12 protein-coding genes are annotated in these 19460 nt (G+C 74.6%); 6 read left to right on the plus strand and 6 right to left on the minus strand.

The window, feature by feature from the left end; translation table 11 throughout:
* Positions 1-14: 14 nt before the first annotated feature.
* The 3 genes from trmB to ABTY59_RS36865 form a co-directional block, all read right to left on the minus strand.
* Positions 15-734: a tRNA (guanosine(46)-N7)-methyltransferase TrmB gene (trmB, locus tag ABTY59_RS36855; protein ID WP_352023523.1), complete on the minus strand. Its 720-nt coding sequence runs from the start codon at positions 732-734 to the stop codon at positions 15-17.
* 171 nt (positions 735-905) lie between these two features.
* Positions 906-2090, minus strand: a complete 1185-nt coding sequence (gene lhgD / locus ABTY59_RS36860; protein ID WP_352023512.1) for an L-2-hydroxyglutarate dehydrogenase — start codon at positions 2088-2090, stop codon at positions 906-908.
* Positions 2091-2190: 100 nt separating this feature from the next.
* Complete coding sequence (locus ABTY59_RS36865; protein ID WP_352023513.1) at positions 2191-3636, minus strand: NsdA family TPR-like regulatory protein; 1446 nt, start codon at positions 3634-3636, stop codon at positions 2191-2193.
* A 573-nt stretch (positions 3637-4209) separates the two neighbouring features.
* Between ABTY59_RS36865 and ABTY59_RS36870 the strand changes: the two genes are divergently transcribed.
* From ABTY59_RS36870 to ABTY59_RS36880, 3 genes are all read left to right on the plus strand, one after another.
* Positions 4210-6375, plus strand: a complete 2166-nt coding sequence (locus tag ABTY59_RS36870) for an asparagine synthase-related protein (RefSeq protein ID WP_352023524.1) — start codon at positions 4210-4212, stop codon at positions 6373-6375.
* A gap of 122 nt (positions 6376-6497) precedes the next feature.
* Entirely contained in the window at positions 6498-7094 is a 597-nt protein-coding gene (locus tag ABTY59_RS36875) for a Uma2 family endonuclease (protein WP_403542869.1), read from the plus strand.
* A 52-nt stretch (positions 7095-7146) separates the two neighbouring features.
* Entirely contained in the window at positions 7147-10653 is a 3507-nt protein-coding gene (locus ABTY59_RS36880) for an AfsR/SARP family transcriptional regulator (RefSeq protein ID WP_352023515.1), read from the plus strand.
* Here the strand turns inward: ABTY59_RS36880 and ABTY59_RS36885 are convergent.
* Both ABTY59_RS36885 and ABTY59_RS36890 read right to left on the minus strand, forming a co-directional pair.
* A complete protein-coding gene (locus ABTY59_RS36885; RefSeq protein WP_352023516.1) occupies positions 10640-12649 on the minus strand; it encodes a sigma-70 family RNA polymerase sigma factor in 2010 nt (669 codons plus the stop codon). The two genes, ABTY59_RS36880 and ABTY59_RS36885, sit on opposite strands and share 14 nt — an antisense overlap.
* A gap of 204 nt (positions 12650-12853) precedes the next feature.
* Complete coding sequence (locus ABTY59_RS36890; RefSeq protein ID WP_403542862.1) at positions 12854-13636, minus strand: TetR/AcrR family transcriptional regulator; 783 nt, start codon at positions 13634-13636, stop codon at positions 12854-12856.
* A gap of 357 nt (positions 13637-13993) precedes the next feature.
* On the opposite strand from ABTY59_RS36890, the gene ABTY59_RS36895 reads away from it, so the two are divergent.
* Together ABTY59_RS36895 and ABTY59_RS36900 are read left to right on the plus strand one after the other, a co-directional pair.
* Positions 13994-15358: an NAD(P)/FAD-dependent oxidoreductase gene (locus ABTY59_RS36895; protein ID WP_352023518.1), complete on the plus strand. Its 1365-nt coding sequence runs from the start codon at positions 13994-13996 to the stop codon at positions 15356-15358.
* Positions 15359-15464: 106 nt separating this feature from the next.
* Entirely contained in the window at positions 15465-17102 is a 1638-nt protein-coding gene (locus ABTY59_RS36900) for an ATP-binding SpoIIE family protein phosphatase (protein WP_352023519.1), read from the plus strand.
* On the opposite strand, the gene ABTY59_RS36905 is transcribed toward ABTY59_RS36900, so the two are convergent.
* Complete coding sequence (locus ABTY59_RS36905; protein WP_352023520.1) at positions 17099-18370, minus strand: MFS transporter; 1272 nt, start codon at positions 18368-18370, stop codon at positions 17099-17101. The two genes, ABTY59_RS36900 and ABTY59_RS36905, sit on opposite strands and share 4 nt — an antisense overlap.
* 155 nt (positions 18371-18525) lie before the next feature.
* Between ABTY59_RS36905 and ABTY59_RS36910 the strand changes: the two genes are divergently transcribed.
* Positions 18526-19071 carry a MarR family winged helix-turn-helix transcriptional regulator gene (locus tag ABTY59_RS36910; protein ID WP_352023521.1) on the plus strand — a complete coding sequence of 182 codons (546 nt, stop codon included), beginning with the start codon at positions 18526-18528 and terminating at the stop codon, positions 19069-19071.
* The last annotated feature ends 389 nt before the right edge of the window (positions 19072-19460 follow it).

Genomic DNA, 19460 nt, shown 5'->3' on the forward strand with positions numbered 1-19460 from the left:
CACGGACAGCCGGGTCACTTCCTCCGGAAGAGGAGATCGTGGACGACGTGGCCCTTGTCGAGCCCCTGGCCCTCGAAGCGGGTGAGGGGACGGAACTCGGGGCGGGGCGCGTAACCGCCGTCGGCCTGCGTGTTCTCGTAGTCCGGATGCGCGGAGAGGACCTCCAGCATCTGTACGGCGTACTCCTCCCAGTCCGTGGCGCAGTGCAGCACGGCCCCGGGCTTCATGCGCGGCGCGAGGAGGCTGAGGAACTCGGGCTGGATCAGCCGCCGCTTGTGGTGGCGCGCCTTCGGCCACGGGTCCGGGAAGTAGACCCGGCAGCCGTCGAGGGCGGCGTCGCCGATCATCTCGCGGAGCAGGATGATCGCGTCGCCGTTGGCGACCCGGACGTTGGTGAGCCCGTTGCGGTCGGCGAGACCGAGGAGGTTGCCCTGGCCGGGGGTGTGCACGTCCACGGCGAGGATGCCGGTGCCGGGGTCGGCGGCGGCCATCTGGGCGGTGGCCTCGCCCATGCCGAAGCCGATCTCCAGGACGACCGGAAGCCCCTCGAACATCTCTTCGAGATCGAGGACCCGCTTGCCGTCGATGTCGAGGCCCCAGTCGGGCCAGCGCTTCAGCATGGCCTCGGCCTGCCCGTACGTGACCCGGCTGCGGCGCGGCTGGAAGCTCCGGATCCGCCGCTCGTGATGGGCTCCGGCGGGATCGGGCATGGGGCCCTCGCCGGGGGCGAACATCCGACTGCCACGACGCGCGACGGGCTGCGGCCCGCTCTCAATCTCCTCAGACACAATGCGCCCGATTCTACGGCGACCGGCCGCGGGCCGCGGGCCCACGGCCGGTCGGGGCCACGGCCGGGCGGACCCACGGCCGGTGGTGGCGGTCCGTCGCGCCGGCGGCGGGCGGGGCTACAGCCGGGCCAGGGCCCGGGCCGCGACCTCGCGGCCGATCGGGAGGGACGCCGTCGCCGCGGGCGAAGGCGCGTTCAGCACGTGGACCGTCCGCGGCGCCTCGCGGAACAGGAAGTCGTCGACCAGCGTCCCGTCCCGCAGCACCGCCTGCGCCCGCACCCCCGGCGCCGCCCGCCGCAGGTCGGACTCGTCGACGACCGGCAGCAGCCGCCGGACCGCCTCCGTGAAGGCCCGCTTCGACAGCGACCGGTGCAGCTCGCCCGCGCCGTACCGCCAGTGCTCGCGGGCGATCGCCCACGAGCCGGGCCACGCCAGGGTGGCGCCCAGCTCGCGCGGGCGGACGACGGACCAGCCGTACCCCTCCTTCGCGAGCGCCGGGACGGCGTTCGGCCCGATGTGGACGCCGCCGTCGATGCCCCGGGTCAGATGCACCCCGAGGAACGGGAAGGCCGGGTCGGGGACGGGATAGACCAGGCCGCGGACCAGCGAGGGGTCGGCGAGCTCGTAGTACTCGCCCCGGAACGGCACGATCCGCATGCCCGGGTCGTCGCCCGCGAGCCGCGCGATCCGGTCGCAGTGCAGCCCCGCGCAGTTCACCAGGACCTTCGCCCGCACCACGCGCCCGTCCGCCGTGGCCACGGCGACGCCCCAGGGCCGCCGGTCGATGGCGGTGACCTCCGCGCCGTACAGGATCCGGGCCTCGGAGGCCGCGGCGAGCCGCTCCGACACCGCCCCGTAGTCGCAGATCCCGGTCGTGCCGACGTGGATCGCGGCCAGCCCCCGCACCCGCGGCTCGTACTCGCTGATCTGCGCCGGGCCGAGCTCGCGCACCGGGATGCCGTTCTCCCGGCCGCGCTGCACGAGCGCGTGCAGCCGGGGCAGCTCCTCGCGGTCCGTGGCGACGATGATCTTCCCCGTCACCTCGTACGGAATGCCCCACTCCGCGCAGAACTTGACCATCTCGGCCGCGCCCTCGACCGCGTACCGCGCCTTGAGCGAGCCCGGGCGGTAGTAGATCCCGCTGTGGATCACCCCGCTGTTGCGCCCCGTCTGGTGGCGCGCGAGGGCGTGCTCCTTCTCCAGGACCGTGACCCGGGTGCCGGGGGCGGCGCGCGTCAGGGCGTACGCCGTCGACAGACCGACGATCCCTCCGCCGATCACCAGCACGTCACAGTCAAACACCAGCGCCACCTCCCACCCCCGATAGTGCACTGGCCCACTGACAATGCCGCTAAACGCCCGCACCGTGGGACGCGTGTCACGTCGGGGCGCCGGCAGCGTCTCACGCCGGAGTCACGAGCAGCGGCCGGGCCCGCTCGCGCAGCTCCATCACACGAGGCTCGTCCCCGTACGGTTCGAGCCGGTGCAGCAGGTCCCGTACGTACTCGGTCGTCCGCGCCGAGGAGATCCGGCCCGCCACCTCCACCGCGCGCGTGCCGGCCGCGCAGGCCGCGTCCAGGTTCCCGGACTCCAACTCGGCCACCGCCGACACCACGAGCCGCAGCCCGTGCGAGCGGACGAACTCCTCCGTCGGCCGGGACAGCGCCTGCTCCGTGAAGCGCCGCACCTCGCGCGGCATCCGCAGGTCCCGGTAGCACTCGGCGGCGTCCGCGCAGAACCGGTCGTACGAGTAGAAGCCGAGCCAGGTCGGGTCGGCGTCGCCCTCCCGGGAGCGCTCCAGCCAGCCCTCGGCGGACTTCAGCGCGCCCGCGGCGGCGGCCCCGTCGCCGGCCTTGGCGTGCGCGCGGGCCTCGACGAGCCGGAAGAAGGACATGGTGCGGGCGGTGGCGAGCCCCCGGTTCCGTTCGAGCGCCGCCTGCGCGAGGTCGACGCCCTCGTCGGCGAAGCCCCGGTAGGTGGCCTGGAGGGACATGGAGGCCAGGACGTACCCGCCGAGGGGCACGTCGGCGGCGGCGCGGGCGAGCCGCAGCGCCTGGATGTAGTACCGCTGGGCGGCCTCCTGCTGCCCGGTGTCGAAGGCCATCCAGCCCGCGAGCCGGGTGAGCTCGGCGGTCGCGCCGAACAGGTTCCGCCCGACCTCGTCCGAGTACGAGCCGAGCAGCAGCGGCGCCGCGTCCACGCGTAAGCACTCGGGCACCATCGACGAACGCCAGTCCCCGCCGCCGTACTTGGAATCCCAGCGGCGCGCGTCCTCGGCGGCCTCGCGGAGCTTGGCGACGTCGCTGTGGCCCACGCGCACGTGCTCCGCCGCGGCCGCCGCGGAGCCGGCGCCCGGGCCGGGGTGCGGGATGTCGCGCTCCACCGACGGGTCGGCCGGGGTTATCAGCCAGCGGGAGGCGGGCGTCGCGTACGCGCTGACCGCGAAGGATCCGGCGAGCGACTGCCAGATGCCGCCCCCGCCGGCCCGCCGCCCGGCGAGATCCAGCCGGTACAGATCGGTGGCCGAGCGGACCGCCTCGCCCACGTCGCGCGGGAAGGCGAGCCCCACCTCGGGCGCGGGGTCGGCGTCCGCGAGCCCGATCTCGTGCAGCGGCACGGGCCGGCCCAGCTTCTGCCCGATCGCGGCGGCGATCAGGTGCGGGGCGGCGCCCTGCGGCACCATGCCCTTGGACACCCACCGGGCGACCGAGGTCTTGTCGTAACGAAGCGTCAGACCCCGTTGCGCTCCGAGGTCGTTGACGCGCCGGGCGAGCCCGGCGTTGCTGATTCCCGCGAGGGCGAGAACCGTGCCGAGCTTTTCGTTCGGCCCGCGTTGCTCCCTGGACATGACGCCACCCCTCGACAACACAGACGGCCGCCACGACGCCGGGCATAGGCGTGCGGCATTCGTAAACACAGCGTAGTTCGCCGCATCCCCACCGTTAAGGGGCGGTGTTCCGTATGGCGAGATTGTTGTGTGAACGTGCGACGAGCCGGGCCGGCCGAGCGGCTCGTGCTCCCGCCGTGTGGCCGTGCGCCCGGCCGTGCGCTCTCGTCCGGCCGGCGGGGGAGCGCTTCCATGAATCTCGCGTGGGTCGGCCCGCTCGGCCGGGAACGGTGTCCCGGACCAGTGGGCTGGGGGACACTGCCGCCCCATTCCCCGCGGGCGGCGGACGGCACCGGGAGGCGGGAGCGCCTCCCGGGCTGCCGGTGTCCGGCGAGCCGCCCGGACGCCGTCCGAAACCTCCGGCGGGGATCGATATTTGGCCGAATGACGCCGGTGTGCATCCGGCACTTCGGCGATCATCAACTGGCCCATGCCAGGGGCGCATTCGGCTTTCGCGCGCGTGCCTCCGGACCCCGCCCCGTGCGCCGTTGTCATGGCAGCATGTCCTCCACCGAAACGGATGTGGAGGCGCCGATGCGATGGCTGGTGGGCTGGAGCAGTGTCGCCGCGAGCTTCGCAACGACCACCGGGGGCCGGGCGGGAGCCGTGAACGGCACGTACGTCTCCGGCTCTCCGTACGATCACCAGGCCGGCCCCGCGACCGAGGGGCGCACGGTGCAACCGGTGGGCGCACAGCTCCTGTGGGGCGACCCCGATCCGCTCTGGGCGGTCGGCGACTGGCGCCCCGACGAGGTGCGCGTGGTGGCCGTCGACGACCGGACCCGCCTCGCCGTGTTCGGCTGCTGCGCCGCGAGCGACGAGGAACTGCGGATCGGCCTGCTCACCGCGCGCGGGGGCGCGTTGCGGCACCTGACCGCCTGGGCCGGGAGCTACACCGCCGTCGTCAGGACCGGCCGCCGCGTCACCGTCACCGGTGACCTCGCGGGCGCCCGGCCGGTGTTCCACACCCCGTGGCAGGGCGGCACCGCGTACGCCACCGCCGCCCTGCCGCTCGCCGACCTCGTCGAGGCCCAGCTCGACATCGGCCACCTCGCCGCACTGCTCGCCTGCCCCGAGACCCCGGAGGCGCTGCGGGACTCCACCCCGTACGAGGGAGTGCGGCGGGTGCCGCCCGGCCACGCCCTGATCCTGCGGGAGGGCTCGCGCGAGATCACCGGCTACGAGCAGGTGGCCTCGCTCGCCGTCGCCGCGCCCGAGGCCGACCCCCGGCAGGCCGTCGAAGGGGTGCGGGACGCCCTGGTCGAGGCGGTACGGGCCCGGCTCACCGCGCCCCGGCACGCCCCCGAGGTGCCGCTCCCCGACCCCGGACCCGTCCCCGGCATGGGCCCCGCCGACCGGCGCGCGGCCCGGGGCGCCGGCCCGGCGCCCGGCATCGGCGCCGACCTGTCCGGCGGCAGCGCCTCCGGAACGCTCGCCCTGCTCGCGGCGGGCCTGCCGGGTGTGCCGGGCACGCTCACCGGGCACGGCACGGGCGCGGGGGAGCGGCTGCTCGCCGTCACGTTCAACGACCTGGCGACCAGGGCCGGCTCGCGCCGCACGGCGGAGCTGGAGCGGGCGCGCGTGATCGCCGCCGACCCCCGGCTGCACCACGTGGTCGTCGCGGGCGGCGAGGAGGCGCTGCCGTACGCGGCGCTCGACGGGCCGCTCACCGACGAGCCGGGGCCCGCCCTGGTCATCGCCGAGCGGCACCGCAGGCGGCTCGCGGGGGGCAGCGCCGACCACTTCACCGGCATGGGCGCGAAGCAGGTCCTGGACGCGCACCCGGCGCGCCTCGCCGACCTCCTGATGGACCGCAGGCGCCGCTCCCTGGTGCGGCCCGTGACGGCGCTCGCCAAGGCCTCGGGTCCTTCGGCGGGGTCGCTCCTGGTGCCGCTGACCGTCTACCGGGCGGCGCGGAAACTGGCCCGCACCCCGTACCGGACGGGTCTGGAGGCGGCGGCCCGGCGGGTCCTGGAGGCGAACCGCACGGCCCCGGACGGCTTCGGCCCCCTGGAGGCCTCGCTGTCCGCCCTCGCCTGGTCACGGCCGGGCCCGGCGGCGCGCTGGCTGACGGGGGAGGCCCTCGCAGAAGTATCGGTTCGCCTGAACCGGGCGGCGACCCTCCCGACCTCCGTGCAGCGCCCCGGTGAGGCACGCGCGCGTGCCGCCCTCGCCCGCGCGGCGGCCGACCACCGCGTCCTGGAGCAGGCCGCCGAGATCCGCGGCCAGCGCCTGCACGCCCCCTTCCTCGACAACCAGGTCGTACGGGCCTGCCGCGAGCTCCCCGAATCACTGCGCGTCCAGCCGGACGCCCGGGCCGGCGTCCTGCGCACGGTGCTCTCCGGCGCGGGCGTCCGCGAACTGCCCCCGGGCTGGGGCGCCCCGCACCCGGCCGTCCCGGCCGCCGCCACGCGCGCGGGCCTGCGCGTCGCGCTCCCCCAGCTCCTCGCCCTCTTCGACGCCCCGCTCCTCGCGGACGCGGGCCTGATCGACGCGCGCGTGGTCCGCGAGGCCCTCCGCGCGGCGACCGACGGCGCGCCCGTCCCCCTCGACGGCCTCGCCGACCTGGTCTCCACCGAGCTCTGGCTCCGCCGCCTCCTGGCCCGCCGGGGCTCCTGCTGGACCAACACGACGGAGCCCCGGGCCCACCGCGCGGTCCAGGGGCCACTGGTCCCGGCGTCGAGGTCGCTGCCGGCGTGAGCTGCGCCGAGCAGGTGAAACGTCCCAGCATGCTCGTTCGAGTGAACACCTTCCGGGTCTCGGCCCCAGGGCGGACCTAAGCTGAAACCGTCGCACCCGAGCGAAGGAGGCCCGCCATGGCCATGCCGTTGCCGGTCCCGGAGGAGTCGTTCTCCGAGGGACTGCCCGACCGCGAGGGCGCGAGTACCCAGGAGACCTTCGAGCTGTTCAGTGCACTGGCCCCCAAGGGCTGGCGTGTGGAGCTGATCGAAGGGGAGATCTACGTGGTGCCTCCGGCCAACGGTGAGCACGAGGAGATCGTGACGGAGATGGTGGAACAGGTCATCGCCCGCCGCGTCGATAAGGAGCTCCGCAACTTCACGGGCATCGGCATCAGCCTTCCGGGGACCACCGACCCGCTCAGGGTCATCCCCGACCTCGTCATCGCGCCCAAGGGCAGCTTCGACGACCAGCTGGAGTGGCACGCCGCCGACCCCGTCCTCCTCGTCGCCGAGGTGACTTCCTCCTCCACAGCGGGCCGCGACCGCGTCCAGAAGATCCGCGCCTACGCCCGGGCCGACATTCCCGTCTACCTGATGATCGACCGCGAGGCCGGCGAGGCCGTCGTCTGCTCCGGTCCTTCCGGTGACGACTACGGCCACAAGTCCATCCACAAGCTGGGGACAGTCGTCCCGCTTCCCCACCCCCTCGGCTTCGAGCTCGACACCTCGACGTTCTGACACCCGGGTAAACCCCGAGGCGCGGGCACCGGGCTGCCGACACAATGGGTCGGTGCGGTATCTCATCCTCGGCACCACCGAGGCCCTTCGTCCCGACGGCACCCCCCTTCCCCTCGGCGGTGCCCGGCTGCGCGCGCTGCTCGCCGCGCTCGCGCTGCGCGGCGGACGGGCCGTCTCCGTCGGCGAGCTCGCCGACGACGTGTACGGGGACGACCCGCCGCAGGACACCCCCGCCGCCCTCCAGGCCCTGGTCGGCCGCCTCCGCCGGACCCTCGGCAAAGAGGCCGTCGCCTCCACCCCCGGACCCGGCTACCGTCTCGCCGCCTCCCCCGACGACATCGACCTGTACGTCTTCCAGCGCCAGGCCAGGGACGGCGCCGCCCGCCTCGACGCCGACGACCCCGACACCGCCGCCGCCCTCCTCCGCGAGGCCCTCGGCCTCTTCCGCGGCCCCGCCCTCGCCGACCTCCCCGACGCGGCGGGCGTCCGCCCCGAGGCCCAGCGGCTCGCCGCGCTCCGGCAGCGCGTCGAGGCCGATCTGCGCCGGGGCGCCACCGACGGGCTCGTACCGGAGCTGACCGAGCTCACCACCACGTACCCCTACGACGAGGCCTTCCGCGCCCAGCTCATCCGCGCCCTGCGCGCCGAGGGCCGCCACGCCGACGCCCTCGCCGCGTACGAGTCGGCCCGCCGCACCCTCGCGGACGCCCTCGGCACCGACCCGGGCCCCGAGCTCACCGCCCTCCACCGGGAACTCCTCACCGGCGCGCCCCCGGCCCGAGGCCGGACCACCCGGGGCCCCGTCACGGCCCCGCCGCCCGGCCCCGCGCACCCGGGCGAGGCCTCCTCGGGCGCCGGCCTCCCGACCCCGGACCACGGCGCGCCGCCCCCTGCCGGAGGCCCCTCGGCCCCGGGCTCCTCGGCACCCGCCCCCTCGGCCCCGGGCCCCTCGGCCCCGGGCTCCTCGGCACCCGCCCCCTCGGCCCCGGGCCCCTCGGCACCGGCGACAGGTCCCACGACCCAGCCGCCCGCGCCCCTTCAGGCCGCCGACAGTCCCCCCGCCGCCGCTCCCCCCGCCGCCGCCCCCGGCCCCGAAGCCGGGAACATCCGGCCCCGGCTCACCTCCTTCGTCGGCCGGGAGCCCGAGCTCGCCGCACTCCACGCCGACCTGAAGCGCTCCCGGCTCGTCACGCTCACCGGACCCGGCGGCTCCGGCAAGACCCGGCTCGCCGAGGAGGCCGCGCTCCGGGCCGCGGGCCCCGCCGCCTGGATCGCCGAACTCGCCCCGCTCGACGACCCCGAGGCCCTCCCCGGCGCCGTCCTGTCCGCCCTCCGCCTCCGCGAGATCAACCTGATCACCCGCGACGGCGTGCCCCTCAAGGACGACCCCACCGCCCAGCTCGTCGAGCACCTGGCCCGCCGCCCGCTGCTCCTGGTCCTCGACAACTGCGAGCACGTCATCGACGCGGCCGCCGCCCTCGCCGAGACCCTGCTCACCCACTGCCCGCAGCTCCGCATCCTCGCCACCAGCCGGGAGCCCCTCGGCGTCCCCGGCGAGTCCGTCCGCCCCGTCGAGCCCCTCCCGCCGGACCCGGCCCACCGCCTCTTCGCCGAGCGGGCCCGCACCGTCCGCCCCTCCTTCGACCTCGCCCGCGACGGCGGCGAGGCCGTCGACGAGATCTGCCGCCGCCTCGACGGCCTGCCGCTCGCCATCGAACTGGCCGCCGCCCGGCTCAGGCTCCTCACCCCGCGCCAGATAGCCGACCGGCTCGACGACCGCTTCCGCCTCCTCACCTCCGGCTCGCGGACCGTCCTGCCCCGCCAGCAGACCCTCCGCGCGGTCGTCGACTGGTCCTGGGACCTCCTCGACCCCGCCGAGCGCACCCTGTTCCGGCAGGTGTCCGTCTTCGCCGGCGGCTGGGACCTGGCCGCCGCCGAGGCCCTCTCCCCGCACGCCGCGGACGCCCTGGGCGCCCTCGTCGACAAGTCCCTCGTCGTCGCCGCGCCCGCCGAGGGCGGCGAGATGCGCTACCGCCTCCTGGAGACCATCCACGAGTACGCGACCGAGCGCGCCGCCGAGGAACCGGAGCTGCTCGCCGCCGCCGAGGCCACCCACACCGCCCACTTCACGGCGCTCGCCGAGACGGCCGAGCCGATGCTCCGTTCGGCGGAGCAGCTGCCCTGGATCGACACCCTGGAGCGCGACCTCGACAACGTCCGCGCCGCCCTGCACCGCACCCTCGTCACGGCCCCCGACGAGACCGCGGCCCTGCGGCTCGTCTTCGCCATGGGCTGGTTCTGGTGGCTGCGCAACTACCGTCCCGAGGGCCTGGCCTGGGCCGGCCGCGCGGTCGACCTCGGCGACGATCCGGACGACGCCGCCGATCCCCGGTACTGGCCCCGCATGCACCTGCGGATGCTGTACTTCTTCCTCGCGGTCGAGAGCCAGACGATGGGGGACTTCAAGGAGCCGGAGACCCTCGCGCTCATCCGGCGCGTGCGCGAGGCGTTCGGGTCGGACCCCGGCCCCGAGGCGGCCCGTTTCCCGGGCCTGCTGTGGCCCTTCACCGCGTACCTGACCGAGGACCCGTTCACGATCCGCGCGTTCCTCGACACGGCCGTCGACAACTGCCGCCGCCACGGCGGCGACTGGGAGCTGGGCGTCAGCCTGATGTTCCGCACGCACATGGTCGTCGACATGCCCGGCGGCATGCCGGACGTCGACGAGGCCCTGGCCGAACTCCGCGTCATCGCCCGGCGGGTCGGCGACCGCTGGATGGCGGCGCAGATCGCGAGCGCGGCGGGCGAGGCGTACACGATGCGCGGGCGGCACACGGAGGCGGGCGAGGCGTACGAGGAGGCCCTCGGGCTCGCCCGTGAGGTCGGCGCCCACGCCGAGGCCCCCTTCCTCCTCGCCAGGCTCGCCGAACTGTCGTACCGCACCGGCGACCTGGAGACCGCCGTGACGATCCTCGACCAGGCCGCAAGGGAGGCCGAGCGCTACCACGTACGGGACAGCCAGACGTACGTCTGCTTCCTCCGCGCCGCCTTCGCCCTGCACCGCCGCGACATCGCGGAGGCCCGCGTCCACCTGGAGGAGGCCGGGCGGACGGTCGCCCTCGGCACCCCGCCACCACACTTCGAGGCGGTGGTGACGGGAATCGCCGCCCGCGTCGAGGCGTACGAGGGGAAGGGCGCGGCCGCCGTCGCCACGGCCGTCACGGCGCTCCGGGCCGCGCGGGACGCCCAGTGCGCGGACTTCATCACCACCGGCCTGGGGGAGGGGCTCGCCGTCACCCTCGCCGAGGCGGGCGAAGCCGTCCTCGCCGTACGGGTCATGACCGCCGTCGAGGAGTGGCGCCGGGACGTCCCGCGCTCGGTCCCCGAGCTCCGGGACCTGGAGACCGTGCGGGCGCGGGCGCACGCCCTGCTCGACGAGCCGGCCCGGGCGGCGGCCCGGGCGGCGGGGACGGGACTCGGCGTCGACGGGGTCCTGGACCTCGTCGCGCCGTTCGCCGCCGCTCCGCCGGACTTCGGGCGGACCGTCAGGAGCAGCTGATCCGGGAGTCCGCCCAGTCGGCGACCGCGGCCCGGCCGAACGGCGTGTGCTCCTCCACCACGAGCCGGATCGTGGCGCGGCCGGAGATGTCGACGTGCACGGGGACGGGCGGGTCGCCCGCCCGGACGACGTCGGAGCGCCAGAGCCGCTCGTCGTCCCCGTAGACGGAGAAGCGGACGCCGCCGACGCCGAGCGGGGCGCTCAGGTCGTCGATGCCGACGACCGCGTCGTAGCTCGCGCACTGCCGGTTGAGGTCGATGAGCAGCGAGGACGGCGCGTGGACGCTCACCCCGTGCGCGTACGGGGTGCCGTTGACGGACAGGCTGTCGCGCTGCCACATCCAGCTGCTGTCCGAGAGGGACACCTCGGGCTTGGTGCCGTCGCCGAAGATCCCGTAGTCGAGTTCGTCGACCTGGTAGACGGACGGCGGCGGGGGCGTCGGCTTCGGCGTGGGCTTCCGGGTCGGCGTCGGTGTCGGCGTCGGTGTGGGCGCGGCCGGGGTGGCCTTCGGCTTCGGCGTGGGCCTCGGGGCCGGTGGGGGCGTCGGCTTCGGCGTGGGCTTCGGCGTCGGTGCCGGTGTGGTCCGGGCCGGCGGCGGCGGCTCGGAGGTCACCGGCGGGGCGGGCGGCGCGGGTTTCGGGGACGGCTTCGCCGGGGCTGCCGGCTCCGGCACGATCGGGGTGACGACCGGCTGCGTCGGCCGGGGCGCGGCGACGGGCTGCGGGTCCCCGGTCATCGCCCAGACGAGCCCGGCGGCCGCGGCGACCGCCATGGCCGCCGCGAGGCCGGCCTTCGCGGGCGCGCCGAGCCCCTCGGCGGCGGCTCCGCCGGAGGCGGCGCCCCCGGAGGAACCGGTGGCGGCGGCCGCGGCACCCGCCCCGGCCGCGGCGGCGGTGCCGCCGACGACGACACCGGCGGCCTTGAGCGTGTACCCGGCGGCGAACCAGCCGATGACGGCGACGGGCAGGAGCGCGGGGATCCCGGCGTTCACATGGGCCAGTTCACCGGCGGCGAGCCGGCACTTGGCGCACTCGTCCAGGTGCTTGCGCAGTCCGCGCTCGGCCCGCATCCGCAGTCCGCCGCGCGCGTAGGCCCCCAGCCGGTCCGCGTAGCGGGCGCAGTCGCCGCCCGCGGTCAGGGACTGGCTGACGTGCGCCTGGAGGTAGGCCTGCTTGAGGCCCTCGCGGGCCCGGCTGGCGAGCACGGCCGTGGCGTTGGCGGTCAGTCCGAAGAGCGGGGCGACCTCGCTCGGGGACTCCTCCTCGACGGTGGTGTGCCACAGCACGGCCTGCCAGCGCTCGGGCAGCGAGCGGAAGGCCTGCATGGCGAGGGACCGCTCGGCCTCGTGCATGGCGCGGACGTCCGCGCCGAGGTCCATCGTGTCGTGGTCCGCGACCTCGGAGGAGCGGGCGGCGTCCGCGGCGAAGACGGCGAAGTCCTCGACGAGGTGCTCCCGCTTCTGGGTCCTGGCCCAGTGCGCCGCGACCCGCCGGACGGTGGTCATGAGGTAGGCGCGCACGGCCTGTTCGGGCCCGGCCCCGCCGCGGACGGCCTGGAGGGTGCGGGCGAACACCTCGGCGGTGAGGTCGTCGGCGGTGTGCGCGTCCCGGCAGCAGGTCCTGGCGTAGCGGCGGACGGCGTCGGAGTGGCGGCGGAACAGCTCCTCGTACGCGGAGCCGTCGCCGTCGCGCATGAGCTGGACGAGCTCCGCGTCGGAGGGTGGCAGTTCGCGCGGAGGCGGCAGGACGGTGTCGGGCTCGTCGAGCGGGGTGGCGCCGCCGCCGGCCCCCGTCACGGGCCCGGGTCTGCTTCCGGGCCCGCCGGGCTTGCCCTCGCGCTGCTGGGGCACTCCGGGGTCGGTCGGCCCGGTCGCCGCGGAGGGTGCTCCGGAGGCACCGCCCGGCCCGCCCTGGCTCGGAACCTGCCGTGAGGGAAGCCCCCCGGTCTCCGTCTCCGCGCCGCCGCCCAGCGGATCGTCCCGACTGTCACCGCTCATCGCGGAAGCCCCCGTACGCACGCTCAGACCCGAATACCGGCCCAGCCTGCCACAGAGCGCGGGCACGCCGAAGCGCCGCGTCCACTTACCACTCGTCCGGGGCGACTTCGCGTATCCGGGCGTAACCGCTCACACGTTCGTGTCATGTGCGGCGGTCCGCCCGGACCACGAGGAACACCGTTCGCGCAAAGGCCCCGAAAGGTCCTACCGGGAGCGCAGACCCTCGAGAAGGATGTCGAGGAGCCGCGCCGAGGCCGCCGCCTGCTGCACCGCGTCCGGCAGCGCCGGCGCCGCCGTGGCGATGACGAGGAGGACGTCCGCCACGGTCACGTCCGTCCGCAGCTCACCCGCCTCACGCGCCCGGTCGACCAGCCGCCCGACGACCTCCAGGAGCTCCGAGGCTCCCGCGTCGTCCCGCTCCTCGGCGGGCACGGCACGCGGCGCGACCACGCGCGCGTCCGACGGCTCGGCGAGACCCCGCTGGTACGGCACCCGCGCCGCGTCGTCCGTGTCCACCGCGACCAGGGGCACCCCGGACTCGTCCACGCCCACCCGCAGCACCTGCGGCGGCAGGAGACGGCCCGCGCCCGAGGCCACCGAGGTCCGCAGGAACCGGGAGAGCGCCGACCACGGCTCGTCCTCCTGGCCCAGCGCGGCCCGCGCCTGCTCGGTCAGCCGGGAGGTCTCCTCCTCGGCTATCCGGCGGACCAGCACGTCCTTGCTCGGGAACCGGCGGTACACGGTGCCCACACCGACGCGGGCGCGGCGCGCCACGTCCTCCATCGGAGCCCCGTAGCCCAGCTCGCCGAACACCTCGCGCGCGGCCCGCAGGACGTGCTCCAGATTGCGCTGGGCGTCCACCCGCAGCGGCGCGGACCTGCCGCCCGCCACCGGCACGCCGAGCCGCGGCTCGGCCGCCCCCGGGACGTGCCCGTCGACGGTCGCCGTCCCGGCACCCGACTGCCAGCGTGAATCCTGAATCTGCATAAGCGTTCCCCCGCTCATGATGTCTCCCCCCGGAGACTCCCCGCCCTGACACGGGGCCTCCGGCGGACGAGCGCTTCGGTCCACGCGCGCGTTCCGATCCGACACCCCGACGAAGTACGAACATAGTTGAGTCGGGGTCAATTCAGAAGGGGGAGTTCCGTACGGTGCGCCCCCCGATCGGAGCAAGGCCCGGAAGGCTCCCGTTTCCGACCCCTCTCCGAGCCCTCCCCACCCGGTGTGACCTGCACGGCTTCCCCCGCACCCCGCTCACGCGCCACCCCGCGCCTCCGTACCCCTCCGGTCACACAATTTGCCGGGGCTGTGGACAAACCACGGACGGCGGTGCGTCATGGGACAGTGACCGAACCTGCGCGCATTCTCGTGGTCGGCGGTGGCTACGTCGGCATGTACACCGCGCTGCGCCTCCAGCGGCAGCTCGGGGCCGAGCTCAGAGCGGGCACCGCCGAGATCGTGGTGGTCACCCCCGAGCCGTACATGACCTATCAGCCGTTCCTCCCGGAGGCCGCGGCCGGTTCGATCTCCCCGCGCCACGTCGTCGTCCCGCTCCGCCGGGTCCTCCACCGCTGCCGCATCGTGATCGGCGCCGTCCGGTCCGTCGACCACGCCAAGCGCGCCGTGACCCTCTCCACCCTCGCCACCGAGGAGGAGGGCGCCGGGGCCGTCGACATGACGTACTCCGAGCTGGTCATCGCGCCCGGCTCCGTCTCCCGCACCCTCCCGGTCCCCGGCCTCGCCGACCACGGCATCGGCTTCAAGACCGTCGAGGAGGCCATCGGCCTGCGCAACCACGTCATCGAGCAGATGGACATCGCCTCCTCCACCCGCGACCCCGCCATCCGTGACGCCGCCCTCACCTTCGTCTTCGTCGGCGGCGGCTACGCGGGCGTGGAGGCCCTCGCCGAGCTGGAGGACATGGCCCGCTACACGGCGCGGTACTACCACAACATCAAGCCCGAGGACCTGCGCTGGGTCCTCGTCGAGGCCTCGAACCGGATCCTCCCCGAGGTCGGCGAGGAGATGGGCCGGTACGCCATCCGCGAGCTCCGCGGCCGGAACGTCGACGTGCGCCTGGAGACCCGGCTCGACTCCTGCGAGGACCGCGTCGCCGTCCTCAGCGACGGCACCCGCCTGCCCACCCGCACCGTCGTCTGGACCGCCGGCGTGAAACCCGCGCCCGTCCTCGCCGCCACCGACCTCCCGCTGAACGAACGCGGCAGGCTCCGCTGCACCGCCCAGCTCGCCGTCGACGGCGCCCCGCACGCCTGGGCCGCCGGCGACGCCGCCGCCGTCCCCGACGTCACCGCGCAGGAGCCCGGCACGGAGTGCGCGCCCAACGCCCAGCACGCCGTCCGCCAGGCCAGGGTCCTCGCCGAGAACGTCGCGGCCTCCCTGCGTGGACAGCCGCTCAAGGAGTACGCGCACGCGTACGTGGGATCCGTCGCCTCCCTCGGCCTCCACAAGGGCGTCGCCCACGTCTACGGACGCAAGCTCAAGGGATACCCGGCCTGGTTCATGCACCGCGCCTACCACCTCAGCCGCGTCCCGACCTTCAACCGCAAGGCCCGCGTGCTCGCCGAATGGACCCTGTCCGGCCTGTTCAAACGGGAGATCGTCTCCCTCGGCTCGCTGGAACACCCCAGGGCCGAGTTCGAACTCGCCGCGGCCCCACCCCCCGCCGACGGCGACAAGCCGCAGTCCTGACATCACTGTCAGTGCACTCGTCCACACTGGACGTGTGACCATAGGTGGGCTCACACCTGCACAGCGTGACTCTGCACGGCACCGACACCACGAGGCATACAGATCCGTGAACTTCACCCGTTGGAGCGCCCGGCTCCCCGGCACGCAGCGCCGCGCGGCGCGGGGGACCGAAGGCTCCGTGCCCGCCGCCCGCGGTGAGTACGGTCAGCAGCTGGAGCAGCTCACCGACAGCGCGGAGACCCCCGAGGTCCCCGCCCTGGAGGACTTCTCCGTCCGGGAGCTGCTCGGCCGCCTGCCCGGCCTCGTCGCCCTCGTGTACGGCCCGGAGCACCGCATCGCGTACGTGAACGACGCGTACGCCGCCGCGTTCGGCCCCCGCCCCGCCGGCGCCACCGTCGCCGACACCTGCCCGGAGGCCGAGGAACTCGGCCTGCTGCCCCTCATGGACCAGGTGCTCCGCAGCGGCAAGCCCCGCACGGTGAAGTCCCGCCGGACCAAGGACGGCGGCTCGTACACGGTCACCTGCCTGCCGGTCGACAGCCCCCGCCTCGACGGCGGCGGCGTCCTCGTCCACGCGGCCGACGTCACCGACCACGCCGAGGCCGCCGAGCGGCTCCGGGCCAGCGAGCGCAGACACCGCGAGACCGCCGTCACCCTCCAGCGCTCCCTGCTCCCGCAGGAGCTGGAGCAGCCCGACGACCTGCGGATCGCCGCCACCTACCAGCCCGGCGTCGCGGACGCGGCCGTCGGCGGCGACTGGTACGACGTGATCACCCTCGGCGCGGGCCGCACCGCGCTCGTCATCGGCGACGTCATGGGCCGCGGGGTCCGCGCCGCCGCCGTCATGGGCCAGCTCCGCACCGCCGTCCGGGCCTACGCGCGCCTGGACCTGCCGCCGCACGAGGTCCTCCAGCTCCTCGACGGCCTCGCCGCCGAGATCGACGCCAGCCAGATCGCCACCTGTGTGTACGCGATCCACGACCCCAGCGAGGGCAAGCTGGTGTACGCCTCCGCGGGCCACCTCCCGATCCTCGTGCGGGACGAGGACGGCACCGTCCGCCGCGCCGAGGACCCGACGGGACCGCCGCTCGGCACCGGCGGCTGGCTGCACGCCTCCGGCTCCATCGCCCTGCCGCCCGGCTCCACCGCCGTCCTCTACACCGACGGCCTGGTCGAGCGCCGCCGCGAGGACATCGACGAGGGCGTCGCCGCCCTGGCCCGCGCCCTCTCCGGCGCCGGCGGCACCCCGCAGGTGGTCTGCGACCGGATCCTGCGCGCCCTCGGCGTGACCGCCGAGCACGACGACGACGTCGCCGTCCTGGTCGTCCAGCACCCCTCCCGGAGGGGCGCGGACGCCGAGCTCTTCCACAACGCCGCCCTGGAACTCCTCGGCGGGGTCGAGGCCGCCCCCCGCGCGCGTGCCTTCGCCTCCGGGGTCCTGGCGTCCTGGCGCTTCCCCGTCGAACTGCGCGACCTGGGCGTCCTCGCCACCAGCGAGCTCGTCGCGAACTCGCTCCAGCACGGCACCCCGCCGATGCGCCTGCGGCTGCGCCGCACCGACCGCCGCCTGATCATCGAGGTCACGGACGGCGACGACCACCTGCCGCGCCGCCGCCGGGCGGAAACGGAGGACGAGGCGGGTCGCGGTATCTCGATCATCGCGACGATCGCCTCGTCCTGGGGGAGCCGCCGCACGCCCGGGGGCGGCAAAGCGGTCTGGTGCGAGTTCGCCCTGCCGGACTAGACCGCGGCCTCGACCTTCTGCCCGGGCTCGTGCCGGGCGACCACCTTCGAGGCCTTGAAGGCGAGCGAGGGCTGGTCCTGCTCGGGGGCCAGCCGCCTGCCCAGCCGGAGGGCCAGGAAGGTGATCCCGAGCGAGAAGAGCACGAAGGTCACGATGTACGGACCGTGCAGCGCGGCCCCCATGGGCCCGCCCACGGCCGGACCGACGGCCAGCGCCAGCTGCTTCACCAGGGCGAACGCCGAGTTGTACTGCCCGACCATCGACTCCGGCGCCAGATCGGCCACCAGCGGGGCCACGGTCGGCGACAGCATCGCCTCACCGAGCCCGAAGAGGGCGTACGTGGAGACGAAGGCCGCCGTCGCCATGGCCTGGCTGCCGTGCCCGAGGCCCGCGTACCCGGCGATCAGCCACGCCACGGTCCAGATCAGACCCACGGCCGCGATCACCCGGGTCCGCTTCCGGCGCTCGACGAACCGCAGCACCAGGAACTGGGCCGCCACGATCACCGCCGTGTTGGCGGCCAGCGCGATCCCGAGCGTCGACGGCTGGATGCCGGCGGCCTCCGTGCCGTACGCCGCGAGACCCGACTCGAACTGCCCGTAGCAGGCGAAGAACAGCACGAAGCCGAGGACGCACAGCTGGACCATGGCCTTGTGCCCGAGCAGCGCCCGGACACCGCCGCCCTTCCCGCCCTCGGAGGGACGGGCGTCCTGGAGCGCGGGCGAGCCCGGCATCCGGACGGTCCCGACGATCGCGGCGAGCACGAGGAACATCGCCGCCTCGATCGAGAACAGCAGGATGAAGCTGCCCGGCCGGCTCGTGTCGACCAGCAGACCGCCGATCAGACCACCGATGCCGAGACCGAGGTTCTGCAGGAAGAACTGCATCGCGAACGCCCGCGTACGGCCCGCGGGCTCCGAGCACCAGACGATCATCGTCGCCAGGGCCGGCTGGAGTACCGCCGTCCCGGCGCCGAGCAGCGCCGCGGCACCCACGGCCGCCGGGACACTGGACGCGAAGCCCATGCCCACCGCGCCCACGGCGGCGACGACCGAGGCCACCAGCAGCACGGGCACGGGCCCGCGCCGGTCGATGGCCCGCCCGCTGAAGGGCAGCACCACCAGTGCGGCCATGGCGAAGACGGCCAGCACGACGCCCGCCGTCGCAGCGCCCAGATCCCGCACCTGCGCCACGTACACATAGAGGTACGGGACGGTGAAGCCGAGTCCGAACGCGCTCAGCGCGCTTCCTGCCTGAATCCGGCGCATCGCAGCGCCCCTCGCCTTGGTCACACTCACCCACTTCGGTCGAGGGTTCAGACTCGTACGTCTGAACCCTGAAGACTTCAACGCTAAAGTTAACGCCTTAACAGTACACACCGAAGGACTTCAATGCCAACGAGAGGCGTGGGATACTCGGCGGCATGTCCGACACCGCTCCCCAGGAGCCGAGCCTCGACGAGCAGATCGCCGCGTACCAGCGCGAGTACCGCGAGCTCGACCCCCAGGTCGAGAAGGTCGTCTCCGCGCTCGGCCGGCTGAACCGCCGGATGAACGTGGCGTACGGCCGCCAGCTCTCCGACCTCGGCATCAGCAACGCGGAGTGGGAGGTCCTCAAGACCCTCGTCCTCGCCGGCGCCCCCTACCGCCTCGGCCCCGGCGAGCTGGCCAAGCGCCTCGGGCTCACCCCCGCGGCGATGACCCACCGCATCGACCGCATGGCGGGCGAGGGCCTGGTCACCCGCGACCGGGACGAGAACAACCGGGTCCGCGTGATCGTCGAGCTGACGGACGAGGGCCGCACGAAGTGGCTGGAGGCCATGCGCATGGCCACCGACTTCGAGGAGGAGCTCCTCCAGGACCTGACCTCGGAGGAGAGGGGCGTCCTGGGCGAAGCGCTCATCCGCCTCCTCCGCCGCGTGGAGCTCACCCAGCCGGACGCCGGCGGCCGTCTGACGGACCTCGACTGAGGACCTCGGGTGGGGGTTGACACACCCCTGCCGGATGCGTAGTGTTCTCCGAGTTGTCACGGAGCCGGAACGGTTCCTCGACAGCCACTCCCGCCGCTTGATGCGGCACCTCTACTCAGCACGGACTCCCTACCGGGACGAATTTCGGCATGCCGAAATTCATTTCGATTGACTCGATTATGAGTCGCCGGGGAAACCCGCTAGAGTTTGAGACGTCGGAACGGCCCAACAGCCGGAAAGACAAACCCCGCTGACTGGGAATCAGACGCCGAAAGGATCTGATAGAGTCGGAACCGCCGGAAGGGCCCGGAGCGAAAGCAAAAGGGACCGGAAAGCACCGAGGAAATCGGATCGGAAAGATCTGATAGAGTCGGAAACGAAGGAAGCGC

This window comes from Streptomyces sp. NPDC096079 (genome assembly GCF_040303145.1).
Taxonomy (GTDB): Bacteria; Actinomycetota; Actinomycetes; order Streptomycetales; family Streptomycetaceae; genus Streptomyces.

Bases quoted from the DNA above. Each gene is read 5' to 3' on its own strand.
- ABTY59_RS36885 (WP_352023516.1), bottom strand. From the start codon at position 12,649: ATGAGCGGTGACAGTCGGGACGATCCGCTGGGCGGCGGCGCGGAGACG.
- ABTY59_RS36870 (WP_352023524.1), top strand. From the start codon at position 4,210: ATGCGATGGCTGGTGGGCTGGAGCAGTGTCGCCGCGAGCTTCGCAACG.
- ABTY59_RS36910 (WP_352023521.1), top strand. From the start codon at position 18,526: ATGTCCGACACCGCTCCCCAGGAGCCGAGCCTCGACGAGCAGATCGCC.
- ABTY59_RS36905 (WP_352023520.1), bottom strand. From the start codon at position 18,370: ATGCGCCGGATTCAGGCAGGAAGCGCGCTGAGCGCGTTCGGACTCGGC.
- ABTY59_RS36890 (WP_403542862.1), bottom strand. From the start codon at position 13,636: ATGCAGATTCAGGATTCACGCTGGCAGTCGGGTGCCGGGACGGCGACC.
- trmB (WP_352023523.1), bottom strand. From the start codon at position 734: ATGTTCGCCCCCGGCGAGGGCCCCATGCCCGATCCCGCCGGAGCCCAT.
- ABTY59_RS36865 (WP_352023513.1), bottom strand. From the start codon at position 3,636: ATGTCCAGGGAGCAACGCGGGCCGAACGAAAAGCTCGGCACGGTTCTC.
- ABTY59_RS36875 (WP_403542869.1), top strand. From the start codon at position 6,498: ATGCCGTTGCCGGTCCCGGAGGAGTCGTTCTCCGAGGGACTGCCCGAC.